This window comes from Pseudoalteromonas sp. US3C1013, assembly GCF_048401115.1.
GTDB lineage: Bacteria > Pseudomonadota > Gammaproteobacteria > Enterobacterales > Alteromonadaceae > Pseudoalteromonas > Pseudoalteromonas undina.
In genome coordinates, this window is the sequence record NZ_CP183075.1 from 1,126,778 (window position 1) to 1,141,016 (window position 14,239).

At 40.0% G+C, this 14,239-nt stretch carries 10 protein-coding genes; 3 read left to right on the forward strand and 7 right to left on the reverse strand.

All coding sequences use genetic code 11. The annotated features are described in order from the left end of the window. Both ccoO and ccoN read right to left on the reverse strand, forming a co-directional pair. A complete protein-coding gene (ccoO, locus tag ACNSN2_RS05245) occupies window positions 1-675 on the reverse strand; it encodes a cytochrome-c oxidase, cbb3-type subunit II (RefSeq protein ID WP_418608704.1) in 675 nt (224 codons plus the stop codon). 12 nt (window positions 676-687) lie between these two features. Continuing rightward, on the reverse strand, window positions 688-2,121 hold the full coding sequence (gene ccoN, locus ACNSN2_RS05250) for a cytochrome-c oxidase, cbb3-type subunit I (protein WP_013464670.1): 1,434 nt from the start codon (window positions 2,119-2,121) through the stop codon (window positions 688-690). 337 nt (window positions 2,122-2,458) lie between these two features. Here ccoN and ACNSN2_RS05255 point away from each other — a divergent pair, with 337 nt between their 5' ends. The 3 genes from ACNSN2_RS05255 to ACNSN2_RS05265 all read left to right on the forward strand — a co-directional run bounded on the left by ACNSN2_RS05255 (window position 2,459) and on the right by ACNSN2_RS05265 (window position 7,539). Beyond that, a complete protein-coding gene (locus tag ACNSN2_RS05255; protein ID WP_418608705.1) occupies window positions 2,459-2,893 on the forward strand; it encodes a hypothetical protein in 435 nt (144 codons plus the stop codon). Between the two features lie 723 nt (window positions 2,894-3,616). Next, the gene (locus tag ACNSN2_RS05260; RefSeq protein ID WP_054200691.1) at window positions 3,617-6,064 is read left to right on the forward strand and encodes a TonB-dependent receptor plug domain-containing protein; all 2,448 of its coding nucleotides are present in this window, start codon (window positions 3,617-3,619) and stop codon (window positions 6,062-6,064) included. Between the two features lie 107 nt (window positions 6,065-6,171). Further along, on the forward strand, window positions 6,172-7,539 hold the full coding sequence (locus ACNSN2_RS05265) for a hypothetical protein (protein WP_010389605.1): 1,368 nt from the start codon (window positions 6,172-6,174) through the stop codon (window positions 7,537-7,539). Between the two features lie 38 nt (window positions 7,540-7,577). On the opposite strand, the gene ACNSN2_RS05270 is transcribed toward ACNSN2_RS05265, so the two are convergent. From ACNSN2_RS05270 to ACNSN2_RS05290, 5 genes are read right to left on the reverse strand one after another with little or no spacing between them, the layout of a single operon-like run. Further along, the gene (locus tag ACNSN2_RS05270; RefSeq protein WP_036983007.1) at window positions 7,578-7,832 is read right to left on the reverse strand and encodes a lipoprotein; all 255 of its coding nucleotides are present in this window, start codon (window positions 7,830-7,832) and stop codon (window positions 7,578-7,580) included. Window positions 7,833-7,856: 24 nt separating this feature from the next. Further along, entirely contained in the window at window positions 7,857-8,693 is an 837-nt protein-coding gene (locus ACNSN2_RS05275) for a peptidoglycan binding protein CsiV (RefSeq protein ID WP_054200694.1), read from the reverse strand. Then, window positions 8,693-12,166, reverse strand: a complete 3,474-nt coding sequence (gene mfd / locus ACNSN2_RS05280; protein ID WP_418608706.1) for a transcription-repair coupling factor — start codon at window positions 12,164-12,166, stop codon at window positions 8,693-8,695. Before mfd ends, ACNSN2_RS05275 begins: the two co-directional genes overlap by 1 nt. Before the next feature lie 50 nt (window positions 12,167-12,216). Continuing rightward, on the reverse strand, window positions 12,217-13,110 hold the full coding sequence (locus ACNSN2_RS05285) for a carbon-nitrogen hydrolase (RefSeq protein WP_418608707.1): 894 nt from the start codon (window positions 13,108-13,110) through the stop codon (window positions 12,217-12,219). Beyond that, on the reverse strand, window positions 13,107-14,162 hold the full coding sequence (locus ACNSN2_RS05290; protein ID WP_054200696.1) for an agmatine deiminase family protein: 1,056 nt from the start codon (window positions 14,160-14,162) through the stop codon (window positions 13,107-13,109). The genes ACNSN2_RS05285 and ACNSN2_RS05290 overlap by 4 nt, the downstream gene beginning before the upstream one ends. Window positions 14,163-14,239: the final 77 nt, after the last annotated feature.

Consider the following 14,239-nt stretch of genomic DNA (forward strand, 5'->3'; position numbering starts at 1 on the left):
CTACTTCAAATGTGTGCCAAGTTGTTGCAAATAAGCAATAAGGGCTTGCATTTCTGTTGCACCTTTACCGTCATTCATTGCGTCAACTTTAGCAATGTCAGCGATTAATTCCTCGTCACTGCCATAACCTAAACCCGGGTGTTTTGGGTTTTCTGGGTTAATAGCAAACGTGTCACGGAAAATTTGTAGCTTTTTCAGAGTTAAGCTTGTATCAAGCGTGTTCTCTGCTAACCAAGGGAAGCCTGGCATATTCGACTCAGGAACAACTGCACGAGGGTCAATTAAGTGCGCATAATGCCAGTCGTCTGAGTAACGTTTACCTACACGTGCTAAGTCAGGACCAGTACGTTTAGAGCCCCACAGGAACGGGTGATCCCATACTGATTCACCCGCAACCGAGTAATGACCGTAACGCTCGACTTCATCACGAAATGGACGAATCATCTGTGAGTGACAGTTAGCGCAACCTTCACGCACATAGATGTCACGACCTTCAAACTCTAGCGCATTTAACGGGCGTAACCCATCAACGGGTTTAGTTGTGTCGTCTTGGAACATTAGCGGAGTAATTTCTACCAATGCACCAAAGCTGATTGCGAAAACAGTCAAGATGGCCATAAGGCCGATATTTTTCTCGATAATTTCGTGTTTATTTTGCGAATTTTTATTGCTCATTATCTGACTCCGTTATGCTAACTGCGCTTGTTCATCAAGTTCTAACGAGTTATTTTTCGCTGAAACTGTACGATAAACGTTATAAGCCATAACCAGCATACCTGTAACGATGAATACACCGCCTAAGAAACGCATAACATAGAAAGGATGAGAGGCTTCTAACGACTGAACAAAGCTGTACATTAATGTACCGTCAGAGTTAACTGCACGCCACATTAGGCCTTGCATTACACCTGAAATCCACATTGCAACAATGTATAAAACAACACCCACAGTGTGTAACCAGAAGTGTGTATTGATCAATTTAATGCTGTACATACGACCTTGCGAGAATAACGCAGGGATAAGGTGGTAAATTGCACCGATAGAAATCATTGCAACCCAACCTAATGCACCTGAGTGTACGTGACCTACAGTCCAATCTGTGTAGTGCGATAACGCATTTACAGATTTAATTGCCATCATTGGGCCTTCAAACGTCGACATACCGTAGAAAGACAATGAAACCACTAAGAAACGAAGTACTGGGTCAGTACGTAACTTATGCCATGCACCTGAAAGTGTCATAATACCGTTGATCATACCCCCCCAAGACGGCACGAATAAGATAATAGACATCACCATACCTAAGCTTTGCGTCCAATCAGGAAGCGCAGTGTAGTGAAGGTGGTGAGGACCTGCCCAAATGTAAAGCGAGATAAGAGCCCAAAAGTGAACAACCGATAAACGGTATGAGTAAACTGGACGACCCGCTTGCTTTGGTACAAAGTAATACATCATACCTAAGAAGCCAGCAGTAAGAAGGAAACCTACAGCATTGTGTCCGTACCACCACTGAACCATTGCATCAACCGCACCGGCGTAAATTGAGTATGATTTAGTTAGTGAGACAGGAACAGCCATGCTGTTAACAATATGAAGTACTGCAACAGTAATAATGAAACCAGCATAGAACCAGTTAGCTACATAAATATGAGCCACTTTACGTTTAGCAATAGTACCCATAAATACAATAGCGTACGTTACCCAAACAACAGCAATTAAGATATCGATAGGCCACTCAAGTTCTGCATACTCTTTAGAACTTGAAATACCCATAGGTAGAGTAATTGCTGCTAGAACAATCACTAACTGCCAACCCCAAAAGGTGAAGGCGGCTAATTTATCTGAAAGAAGGCGCGTTTGACATGTACGTTGTACGACGTAATAAGACGTCGCAAAAAGAGCACTTGTGCCAAATGCGAAAATTACTGCGTTCGTGTGTAACGGACGAAGTCGAGAGTAAGTTAACCATGGTGTGTCAAAGTTAAGTGCTGGCCAAGCTAGTTGGGCAGCAATCAGAACCCCAATACCCATGCCAACGATGCCCCAAATCACTGTCATAATAGCGAATTGGCGTACAACTTTATAATTGTACTCAGTTTGTGATGCTACTGTTTGGCTCATTTTCTGGCTTCCGCTGCAATAAATGCGTTTAGAAATGAATTACCTACTTGTTAAAGTAGGACCTACTATTATTCCAAAGTATACTATCTAAACCCCACAATATGTGGTTGTTAAAGATAATAATCTCAAGAAATACTTGTTTTTTTTGCGGTTGAAATGATAAATTTTTTGGCCTTAAAAAGATAGGTCAATTGCGTAATAATATGACATCAATCAAACTTTATTGAGTTGCTGTCTATTTTTTGAGGTGATTTGTACCTTACTCACTCATTAAAGCCGATAATCAACCAACTTGCCCTAAATGTTGGGCCCATACATTAGATATTTGAGAACCTGCATGTATATATATAGAGTATGCTTACTTTCTTTTCTATTATTTTTACTAGGTTGTGACTTTTCTGGATCAACATCAACATCAACAGCAAAAGTAAGCCAATCGCAAACCGAGTGTAAAAATAACAAACCATGTCATTTTGAAAATCAAGTTAAGGTTTGGTTAAGCGAAGAAATCTTATCACCAGAGACACCGTTTTCAATTTATGCTCACTTACCTAATGATCTAACAATAACAGCGGCTAAATTGGAGGGGGTAACTATGTATATGGGTTACATTCCATTGCAGTTTATCGAGCAAGGGAATATTTGGTTGGCCGATACTATGGTTGGGATTTGCTCAGAGCAAAATATGGTGTGGAAGCTTGTACTTACTACTAGCAATAAAAATACTGGCATAAGTAGTAATGTTGATTACTATTTTAACGTCACTTATTGAAAGTTTTTACTATGGTGTAGTTTTTCAACTACGCTATTTCCGTATAACTCTAGTGGCAAAGCCCATTGTCCTTTACCTAACATGTAGTAGTTACCTGAAACTGAAGCACGTCTGTTAGTGTAAGTATTTTAACTTAATAAATAAGTATCCCTTTTACACATCTACTTGCTTTAAAGATTATAGCCATCCTTTATTACTCACAAATACATTTATAAAGCCCTCGTCGATTTAACAGCTGTTTTTTATTAATGTGTAGTGAGCTCGTAATCCACTATAAGCATAAAATTTACCTGGTTAAAGCATATAGCAAAATTATTCAGACTAAATAAACAATCTACTTGCATAAATATGGTTAGTAATTAACACCTAGTTTTACCGTTTTAATAACGAGCTGTGATTAACATGTTAATTTTCCTGTTTAGGGCACATTATTGTGATAATTACATTTGATTACAAACTCTACTCATTTGATTTCAGCTGTGTTTTTTATGTGATTGATGTTGTTTTAGCTCTTGATTTTTATGTGTTTTTATTAATTAACAATGAAACATGTTGTAACCTTTGTTCCTTTCGTAGGACGCCTCAATCAGTGTTGTTTATTTATCATTCCCTCGTTAAGTTTTCATTCAGTTAAAGGCGCCTAAGTTGCTCTCGCTCACTCACAATTCTCATAAAAGTGGGCATTACCAATTTAGGTAAATTTTCAACAAGTAGGGTTCATCCATGAAAAAATCAACTCTTGGTTTAGCTGTAATTGCAGCAATCCCAATGTTCTCAAGTGTTCAGGTTTTAGCTGCAGACGAAGCAGCAAAGTCAATTGAAAAAATTCAAGTAACGGGTTCTCGCATTAACCGTACTGATATGGAAACGGCTAGTCCAATCACTGTAATTGGTGATGACTTTATTGCTAAAAGTGGCTACACCTCAGTTGCTGATGTGCTTTCAAACCAACCGTCAGCTGCAGGTATGAGCTTAGGTGGAACTAGTAACAATGGCTCTGGTGGCTCTGCTACAGTTAATCTTCGTGGTATGGGTGCACAGCGTACTCTGGTTTTATTAAATGGCCGTCGTATGGTTTCATCAGGCACTGGTGCCGATTCTTCTGTTGATTTAAATACGATTCCAGTTGCAATGATTAAATCAATCGAAATCTTAAAAGATGGTGCATCAGCTGTTTACGGTTCAGATGCTATCGCTGGTGTTGTAAATATCATCACGAAAAAAGATTTTGAAGGCTCTGAAGTAAACGTTGAAGGTAGTCAAACTACCAAAGGCGATGGCACAAACTATGGTGTTAGTTTACTTCATGGTATGCAAGTGGCTGACGGTAACCTAGTATTTGGTGCTCAGTACACAAACCGTGGCGATATCATTCAATCAGATCGTAAATTTGTTGAGCCAGGTTGTTCTTCTTATATTCCAGAAGGTACTTTAGGTGGCAAAGCGCCAAATGGCCAAGGTGGATTTAAAGATCGTGACACTTGTTATGACTACACACCTTCAAGCTATGCACAAACACCAAGTGACTTATACAGTGTATTCAGTAGCTTCAATAAAGAACTTGATTCAGATACAACGTTTAACGTTGATTTAATGTACACACGTCGTGATTCAAGCCAGCAGTTAGCGCCACAGCCTGCAAGTATTGATTTAGATACTACAAAGCTTAGTAATACATACACTAATGCATTTATCGATGAAGATGGTGTATTAGCCGATTCATTAGAGTATCGTCGCAGAATGGTTGATGCAGGTCCGCGTATCTATGAGCAAAAAACCGATACATACAGAGCGTCTGTTGCATTGCAAGGTCTTTTAGATAACGATGCAAGCTGGGATATCAGTGCAACTTACGGTCGTAATGACTCAGAAGATAAGGTTCAAAACTCAATCCATGCAGGAAACATGGAACAAAGCATTTATGGTGACCAAGCCCTTTGGTTCAGTGGTGATGCAATTAATCGTGAGCTTTTAGTATCAAGCAACTCTCTTTACACAGAGTCAAACGAAGGTGGTAATGAGCAGTTCATTCTATCTGCGGGATACAGTGCTGTTACAGAAAGTGACATTGGTTACGCAATTGGTGTAGAAAATAGATTTGAAAGTGGTTTTTACACGCCAGATTTAATTACTCAAAGAGGCGAAAGTACAGCAGCGCAGCAAGATCCGACAGACGGTGATTACTCTGTTCAATCTGTATACTTTGAAGCGTCTATGCCAGTGCTTGATTCAGTTACTCTAGAAGGTGCTGCACGTTACGATAACTACTCAACATTTGGTGGTGAAACAACGTGGAAACTAGGTGCTACTTGGAATGTAACCGATAGCTTTATGGTTCGCTCTGTACTTGCTACTGGTTTTAGAGCCCCAAATGTTGCTGAGCTGTTTGGCGGTAATACAGGTTCATTCGATTACCTAGAAGATCCATGGGGTAACGAGCAAGATCCACAAATCGAAGTTAATTACACAAGCGATGATAATCTTCAAGCAGAAGAAAGCAGATCATTCACGTTCGGTTTAGTGTGGGAAGTTGCAGACGGTTTATCAACTACATTAGATTACTGGAAGTTTGATATCACTAATGCAATTACGCGTTTAGATGTACAAAATGAAATGCGTAACTGTTTTGCTGGAAATACGCAATCATGTGCAGCAGTAAACATTACAGCTGATGGTGACTTATCTGAATTAAGTTCTGCACTAACAAATGTTGGCGCACAAGATACATCAGGTATTGACTGGAATATCTCTTATACAGCTGATAACTACCGTATCAACCTAGACACCACTTACTTAATTGAGTTTGAGCAAGACGAAATTGATTACACAGGTACTATTGATGGTAACATTGGTGGTTACTCTGAAATTAAGTCAAACCTTTCAGTTAACTACGATATTAATGATGATATCAGCGTGCTTTACAACGCTCGTTACATTAAAGGTATGGACGGTGAGTACTATGGCGAATTCTTTAGCACAGACGACACTGTTTACCATGATATCTCTATGAGCTACAACTTAAACGACGATGTTCGTTTAACAGGTGGTATGAATAATATCTTTGATAAAGAGCCTGAGACCGTGCTAGGTGGTAATGACATGGGTACTGTTCCTGAGCTTTACGACGTAATTGGTTCGCGTATCTTCGCAAGCGTAAACGTTAAATTCTAATTTTAACTAATTAGAACCATTAAAAGGCCTAGTATTTACTAGGCCTTTTTTGTTGAACAAAATTAAAGAGGCACGTAAACTCAGGTAGATAACCAAAGGAGGCATCATTGTTAAAGCAAGACGAAAATTTATCGTTTGTTATTGAACCGCAATTATCACCGCGTGCAGAGCAGCGTCTCGATCTTTATTTTTCTATCCCAAATGAAATGGGTATTAATGCACAAACACTTAGCGAAGAGTCTTACTTTAATAATCAATTTAAATCTTTTGTAGCCTACAACGCTAATAATATCCATCTTCCATTGGTAAGAAGCCGCTTTGTGAGTAAAAACAAAGGGGAGCAACAAGACTACCGACAAAATCTAAATTTATATTGTTATCAAGTACGCCTTGCTATTGATGCTGATATTAAAGATGCGTTAAAAATTCAAGAAAGCGATGAATTTTATCAGCGGGCTATGGAGCTTTGCGAGCAAAGCCAAAGTCTACTCAGAAAACTCAGACGTTACACCCCTGATAACGAAAAGCTGATCCCGTTTTATACCAATGCTGATAACTACCTAAGCTGGCAGATTGAACAAACGTTTTTAAAGCTGCTTGATGAAGGGCCGCGTAGTAGCGATCACGCTAAAGAGCGAAATGACTTATTAAACTTTTGTAAGTCAGAGAGTGAGTACCGAGCAGAGCAACAATATAATTCTGACTCAACACTTAAAGACGCCAACAGAATTACCAATAAAATGCGCCTATTACAGCGTTTAATAGAGCATGGAGTGATTTTACAGCGCCAAACACGCTATCTTAATAGTTATTTAAAACGCTTGGTAAAAGGCTCTGTAACGGCTGTTATAATGGCCTTTGTGATGGTGGTAATACTCAATGCGCGTTCTACCTTTACTGAAATAACCGCTTCATTGATTTTAATTTTAGGGGTTATTTACGGGCTGAGAGAAATATTTAAAGAAGATATTACCCGTATTATTTGGCGTGCTATTGTGCGGGGGCGGCCAAAATGGCGCTTTATATTTAAAAACAGTATTACAAAAGATAAAGTAGCGAGCCAGTTTATTTGGTTAGAATACACGCGGTTTAAAAAAATCCCTAAAGAAGTGAGAAAAATTTTCTCTAAGCGTCGTCAGCAAAATAAACAGGCGGCGCAATGGCTGCATTTTGCTAGTGAAACGCGGGTCAGTGCTAAAGAATTTTTGCCAGGCTACGATAGCTTACAGCAAACACTGCAATTTAATCTTGCACCGTTTGCACGTTATTTAAAAAAGGGGGAAGGGAAGCTGTACCATTTAGAAAATAATAAAATTTCTAAGCAGGGAGTCGAAAGACGCTACCAATTAAATATGGTATTGGTTTTAACCGAATCTGATAATGCGCTGTATCAACGCTATAAAATCACTTTAAATCGCAGTAAAATTGTTAATATAGAGCTAATTTACACTAGTGACACTAAAAAAGAGGAATAACACAGGTTATTCCTCTTCTTTACTTAAACTAAACTAGACTATTTATCCGTTAGTCCTTTTTTGCTGTATAGCGTTACTTTGTCTGATACTAAGGTAATTTCGATATTTTTAGCGTCATTACCCCAAGTACAACTAGTATGCAGTGTTTTTTCTACACAATTATCAGCACTGCCTAAAAGAGCTTCAACTTCTGTTTTGTCCATACCAATTTTAATCTTTTCATAATTTTCTAAGTTTACTTTTGAGCAAGCAGCAAGACTCAGTGCCGCTGCAATAATAAGTAATTTTTTCATTGTTATTTTCCTTGAATAATACCGTTAATGATTAAATTTTCGAATTTGCACAATCATCCCCATACGAGGGTGATCAAAATAATGAATGTCTTCACTAAACACCCGTCTAAACTGTGAAAAACGGGCTGATTCTAGATCGCCATTGTCACGTTTTTCACTTATATCAAAGTGTGCATTAATAAATAAGTAATGGCGCAAGTGTATTTTAAACAGCCCATCTAACTCCCATTTCATGTCGGAAGATTGAGCTTCGTCAAATAGTGGTTCAGGCGTATTTATTAAGCTAATAAAATCAGAATCGGCGTAACTAATCGCAGTGTTTATATTGTTTTTTAATTGGCTGCCTGCAAACAAATGAATGCTAGGCGAACGTGATTTGCTCGCACCCTCAAATCGCCACCCGGTATGCAATAAAGGAGTTAGTCCTTTGCGGTTTAGAGCTTGGCGTTGTGATTGAAACTGCAATTGCTCAGGGGCTAACAGGTAAGTTTGCTCCATCGTCTCTTGTGCAGGTGCTTGAGGTATTACTGGTAACACATCGTAACTTTTTACATAATCAATGCTGTCGTTACACGCTGCTGACTGAGGATTTGAGTTGACTAAAGTGTCAGCAAAGGTACGTTTTTGAAAACGCGGATCACCATTTATACACGCGTCCATTGCTTGTTTTTTATAAACAGGGCTTAGTAAATCTAAGGTATTTTTATCTTCTATAGCGTCGTGCTTTAAGCTAAAGTCTTCTTGTAGGTATGGAGCAGGGCGTTGTTTAAATATCAACACTTCTACTTCAAACCAACGCTCTGCAAATGCAGTACTACTAAACAAGCAGCATAAAACAACCAGCGATTTTTTCAGCAACATTAATGGCTAACCTTTTTTTCGAAATCTGCAATCATAGCAGTGATCATTTTTAAGCGTTCACGGGCATTCGCCTCGCTAATGGCAAAGCGTAATTTATTTGCGCCATCCATCTTATAAATATGTGGCGCACTTTGTATCAAACCAATAATGAAGCTAGGATTAACCTTAGTATTTTGACTAAACTCAAAGTAGCCCCCTTTCGGGTTTGCCTCTATTTTGGTTATGCCTAGATTACTCGCTTGCATCTTTAGTTGTTGTAAACTAAATAAGTTTTTAGCTGCATCGGGCAATAAACCAAAGCGGTCTATTAATTCAACTTGCAGCTCATCAATATCAGCAAGGTTAGCACAACTTGCTACTCGCTTGTACATACCTAAACGCGCGTTAACATCATGAATATAATCATCTGGTAACAAAGCAGGTAGCTTTAAGTCTACTTCTGTTTGTTTTTGTAATAGATTTTCAAGAGTTGGCTCTTGACCATTTTTAAGCGCGTTAACGGCCTGCTCAAGCATTTCCATATACAAATTAAAACCAATGGTCTGCATTTGCCCTGATTGATCATCGCCTAATAGCTCACCCGCACCACGAATTTCTAAATCATGAGTTGCTAAGGCAAAGCCTGCGCCTAAATCTTCTAATGAGGCAATCGCGTCTAAACGTTTTTTCGCATCTTTAGAGAGTGCCTTAGGGTTACCGGTAAGTAAATAAGCATAGGCTTGGTGATGGCTTCTACCTACACGTCCGCGTAATTGGTGTAGCTGAGCAAGACCAAGTTTATCGGCTCTATCCATAATTATGGTGTTTGCTGTGGGCACATCAATACCGGTTTCAATAATCGTAGTACACACAAGGACATTGTATTTCTGATGATAAAAATCAGTCATTATTTGCTCAAGCTCTTGCTCTCGCATTTGACCATGTGCAGAGGTTACTGTTGCCTCAGGCACCCATTCGCTAATTTCTTGAGCGACACGTTCAATAGTTTCTACGTTGTTATGTAAAAAGTATACTTGGCCGCCACGTTTAATTTCACGTAGTACCGCTTCGCGAATAAGCTCTTCGTCGCGTTGGCGTACAAAGGTTTTAACCGCTAAACGTTTAGCCGGTGGAGTGGCAATAATTGATAAATCACGCATGCCACTCATCGCCATGTTTAATGTACGCGGAATAGGGGTTGCGGTAAGAGTGAGTATGTCTACATCAGCTCTCAGAGCTTTAATTTTTTCTTTTTGACGAACCCCAAATCGGTGTTCTTCATCAACAATTAACAGGCCTAAATCTTTAAAGTTGATATCTTGTTGAATCAATTTATGAGTGCCAATAACCACATCTAGCTTGCCATCATTCATTCTTTCAAGGGTTTCTTTTTGCTCTTTGGTCGAATTAAAACGCGACAGTACACCCACTTCAATTGGAAAATCAGCAAAGCGGTCTTTAAAATTATCGTAGTGTTGCTGAGCAAGTAGGGTGGTAGGGACTAAAATAGCCACCTGCTTATTATCGTTAACTGCTACAAAGGCTGCACGCATAGCTACTTCGGTCTTACCAAAACCTACATCACCACATACTAAGCGATCCATGGCTTGTTTTGACTGCATGTCACCAAGTACCGCTTCAATGGCGTTACGTTGATCATCCGTTTCTTCAAACGGGAAGCTATCGCTAAATTGGCGATAAGCTTGGCCATCAAGCGTAAACTTATTACCAGGCTTAGCTTGGCGTTGTGCATATATGTCGAGTAACTCTGCGGCTACATCACGTACTTTTTCGGCGGCGCGCTTTTTCGCTTTATCCCAGGCATCAGAGCCGAGCTTATGCAGTGGCGCACTGGCCTCTTCACCGCCTGAGTAACGACTAAGCATATGAAGTGCCGATACCGGCACATACAGTTTTGCTTCACCTGCATAAGTAATAGTTACAAATTCAGTCACCACACCGGCGGCATCAATCGTTTGCAGCCCTTGATAACGGCCCACACCATGGTCAAGGTGCACAACTGGTTGGCCTTCTTTAAGCTCTGCTAAGTTACGAATTAACGCGTCTTGGCTTGCTTCATACTTGTGCTTACGACGTCTGCGTTGTGATACTTTGATCCCAAGCAATTCTTGCTCGGTAATAATGCTCAAACTTGGTTTAGTGCTAAGCACCACACTTTGCTCAAGCGGACTGACAATTAAACCAACGTCATTACTGCTGTTGGTAAACTGCTCAAAGCTATCAAATTCTTTAAATTTTAAGCCGCTAGGTTTTAATATACTCAGTAATGATTCGCGTCGACCGTCCGACTCAACACTGATGACAACTCGGCCTTTTTTCTTTTTTTGTTCTGCCACATAATTTATAAATGCATCGTAGGGTTGATGTTGTTTATGATCGATGCGTACATTGGGCAATTCATTAACTGCGAGATTTTTATTACCTGCTTTAGTGCCTAGCTTTGCTTGCGATAGGCGAATGCGGCCATAATTGCCTAAATTGGAAAACAGCTCATTAATTGGCTGATATAATTCATCGGGCGGTAATAGTGGACGCAGAGGATCTACACGGCGGTTCTCATAACGCACATTAACATCGTGCCAAAAGTTATCCGCTGCATGCTCTAAATCCCCTAACTGCATGACGGTTGTTGAGTCAGGCAAGTAGTCGAATATGGTTGCTAAGCCTTCAAAAAACAGCGGCATGTAATATTCTATACCTGCTGGCCAATTGCCTTTGCTGACCTGCATGTAGACTGAGTCTTGCTCAGCACTTGCGCCAAATTTTTCACGATAGCTTATTCTGAAACGTTCAATATCTGATTCGTTAGTAGGGAACTCATGAGCAGGCAGTAGCTCAATTTTGTCTACTTTTTCGTCTGAGCGCTGAGTTTCCACATCAAATAAACGGATGGTATCTAGCTCATCATCAAAAAAGTCGAGCCTAAATGGATGCTTACTCCCCATGGGGTATAAATCAACAATAGAGCCGCGTATGGCATATTCGCCATGTTCCATGACTTGTTGCACATGTAAGTAACCCGCTTGCTCTAAATTTTCTCGCAGGGCATGGGTGTCTAATCTATCGCCTACTTTAAAATTCAGCGTTGAGCCGTATATAAATGATGCTGGGGCAGTGCGCAGCATCAAGGTTGATACCGGAACAATGAGTACGCTTTGTTGCTCTTTTTTCAGTGTGTTGAGTGTTGCTAAACGTGCTGAAATAATATCTTGGTGGGGCGAGAAGTGATCATAAGGCAATGTTTCCCAATCTGGAAAAACCATTACTGGGTTATCAGGCAGCAAGTACTCTAATTCTGTTTCAAGGCGCAGAGCACTTGGTGTATCAGGGGTAACAATTAACACTAAGTTGTCTTGCTGCTTAACACCTTGTGCAATAGCAATGCTTAAGCCACTGCCTAGAAGTTCGCCCCATTGAATTTTATCTTTTTGAGATTTTACCCAAGGCAAGGCTGCCCATTGCTCAAACGCCATTAATTACTCCATTAAATTAGGCTCTTAACGAGTAAGAGCCACATTATTATTTAGTCACGGTAAATTTTTGTTAAATCTTGATAATGATCAATTCTACGGTCGCGTAAGTACGGCCAAATACGTCTTACGTTCTCGCTGCGTTTTTGATCAAGTTTTACCATTAATATTTGTTCATTTTGGTTATCAGCCTCTGCCAACATTTCGCCTTGAGGACCTGCAATAAAAGAGTTGCCCCAAAATTGAATGCCGTCACTTTGACCGCTTGGGTCGCTTTCATGACCAACCCGATTACAACTAATCACCGGAACGCCATTAGCAACCGCATGCGCTCGCTGTGAAATAACCCAAGCATCTTTTTGGCGGGTTTGCTCGTCTTTATCATCGCATGGATCCCAGCCAATAGCTGTTGGGTAGATTAAAAGTTCAGCGCCGGCCATTGCCATTAAACGCGCGGCTTCAGGAAACCATTGATCCCAACACACCAGTACGCCAAGCTTACCTACTGAGGTTTGAATAGGCTCAAAGCCTAAGTCCCCAGGAGTAAAGTAAAATTTTTCATAAAACCCAGGGTCGTCTGGAATATGCATTTTACGGTATTTACCTGCAATGCTGCCGTCTTTTTCAAGCACCACGGCGGTATTGTGATAAAGACCCGTAGCACGTTTCTCAAATAATGAAGCTACAATAACAATACCGAGCTCTTTTGCGAGTTCGCCTAAAGTGTTGCTACTTGGGCCTGGTATTGTTTCGGCCAAATCAAATACATCAACGTCTTCGGTTTGGCAAAAATATAAACTGCGGTGTAACTCTTGTAATACAACAAGTTGCGCGCCTTTACTAGCTGCATCGCGAATGCCCGCAATTGACTTTTCAATATTATGTTCAGCGTTGTCACTGTTGCTTTGTTGCACTAAGGCAACTGATAAATGTGCAGGGCTTGTCATTGTGCTGCTCCAGCTAAAAATCCACGAGGTAATTGCATTGTAATGCAGTGAAGACTGCCAAATTGCTCAATAATAGGTAAACAATTTACACCAATAATTGTGTGCTCTGGGTATGCTTTTTGAACTTGTGTTAAAGCACGTTGGTCGTTTACATCGTCATAAATCGGCACTAGTACTGCGTTATTTATAATTAAGTAATTTGCATAGGTGGCAGGTAGACGCGTATTTTCATCGTCATACACGGCTTTTGGCCACGGTAACTCAATTAGCTTATATGGGGTGTTATCAGCAGTTTTAAAGCTTTGTAGTTGTTTTTCCATGGCATCTAGCGCGCTAAAATGCTCATCGCTTTTATCGTCACATTTTACATACACAAGGGTGTTGTTAGGTGCAAAGCGCACTAGCGTATCAATGTGGCTATCGGTGTCGTCACCGGCTAAATAACCATGATCAACCCATAAAAAATCAGTAGCGCCTAAGTGTGCTTTTAAAAGTACTTCTATGTCACTTGGGTTTAAATCAGGGTTACGGTTTTTATTCAGTAAACATTCGCTAGTTGTTAGCAATACACCATGTTCATTAATTTCAATACCACCGCCTTCAAGCACCATATCGAGGGCTTGATACTGGTTGTTTGTATTGCTTAGCTGTTTAACTAATGTGTGGTTTATTTGATTATCAAGGGCACTTTCAAACTTATTACCCCAGCCATTAAAGGTAAAGTCGTAGACTTTTAATTGCTCTGGCTTTTCTATAGCGCTGCACGTAAGTGGGCCATGGTCGCGCGCCCACGTATCGTTAGTGGGAGTAACAACAAAATATACACGGGTTTGCTCAATACCAGCATCATTTAGTAATGAGTTAATGTGGGTTTTTAATATTTCATCATGAGCAACAATCACTAAGGCTTGTTGCGCAGTAATATGTTTTGCAAGTTCAATATAAACGGGTTCAACACGTGCTAAATTATCAGCCCAATCGGTATTTTTATGAGGCCATGTAAGCATAACTGCATCTTGCTCGGCCCATTCAGGTAAAAGTCTAAAGTTCATGGATTTTTAATACAAATAAAGATGGGGCTAGTTTAGCAGTTCAATTACAGCTAAGTCACTTTTAAATAAACGTTTGA

Bases quoted from the DNA above. Each gene is read 5' to 3' on its own strand.
- ACNSN2_RS05285 (WP_418608707.1), bottom strand. From the start codon at position 13,110: ATGACAAGCCCTGCACATTTATCAGTTGCCTTAGTGCAACAAAGCAAC.
- ACNSN2_RS05255 (WP_418608705.1), top strand. From the start codon at position 2,459: ATGTATATATATAGAGTATGCTTACTTTCTTTTCTATTATTTTTACTA.
- ACNSN2_RS05290 (WP_054200696.1), bottom strand. From the start codon at position 14,162: ATGAACTTTAGACTTTTACCTGAATGGGCCGAGCAAGATGCAGTTATG.
- mfd (WP_418608706.1), bottom strand. From the start codon at position 12,166: ATGGCGTTTGAGCAATGGGCAGCCTTGCCTTGGGTAAAATCTCAAAAA.
- ccoO (WP_418608704.1), bottom strand. From the start codon at position 675: ATGAGCAATAAAAATTCGCAAAATAAACACGAAATTATCGAGAAAAAT.
- ACNSN2_RS05260 (WP_054200691.1), top strand. From the start codon at position 3,617: ATGAAAAAATCAACTCTTGGTTTAGCTGTAATTGCAGCAATCCCAATG.
- ACNSN2_RS05275 (WP_054200694.1), bottom strand. From the start codon at position 8,693: ATGTTGCTGAAAAAATCGCTGGTTGTTTTATGCTGCTTGTTTAGTAGT.
- ACNSN2_RS05270 (WP_036983007.1), bottom strand. From the start codon at position 7,832: ATGAAAAAATTACTTATTATTGCAGCGGCACTGAGTCTTGCTGCTTGC.
- ccoN (WP_013464670.1), bottom strand. From the start codon at position 2,121: ATGAGCCAAACAGTAGCATCACAAACTGAGTACAATTATAAAGTTGTA.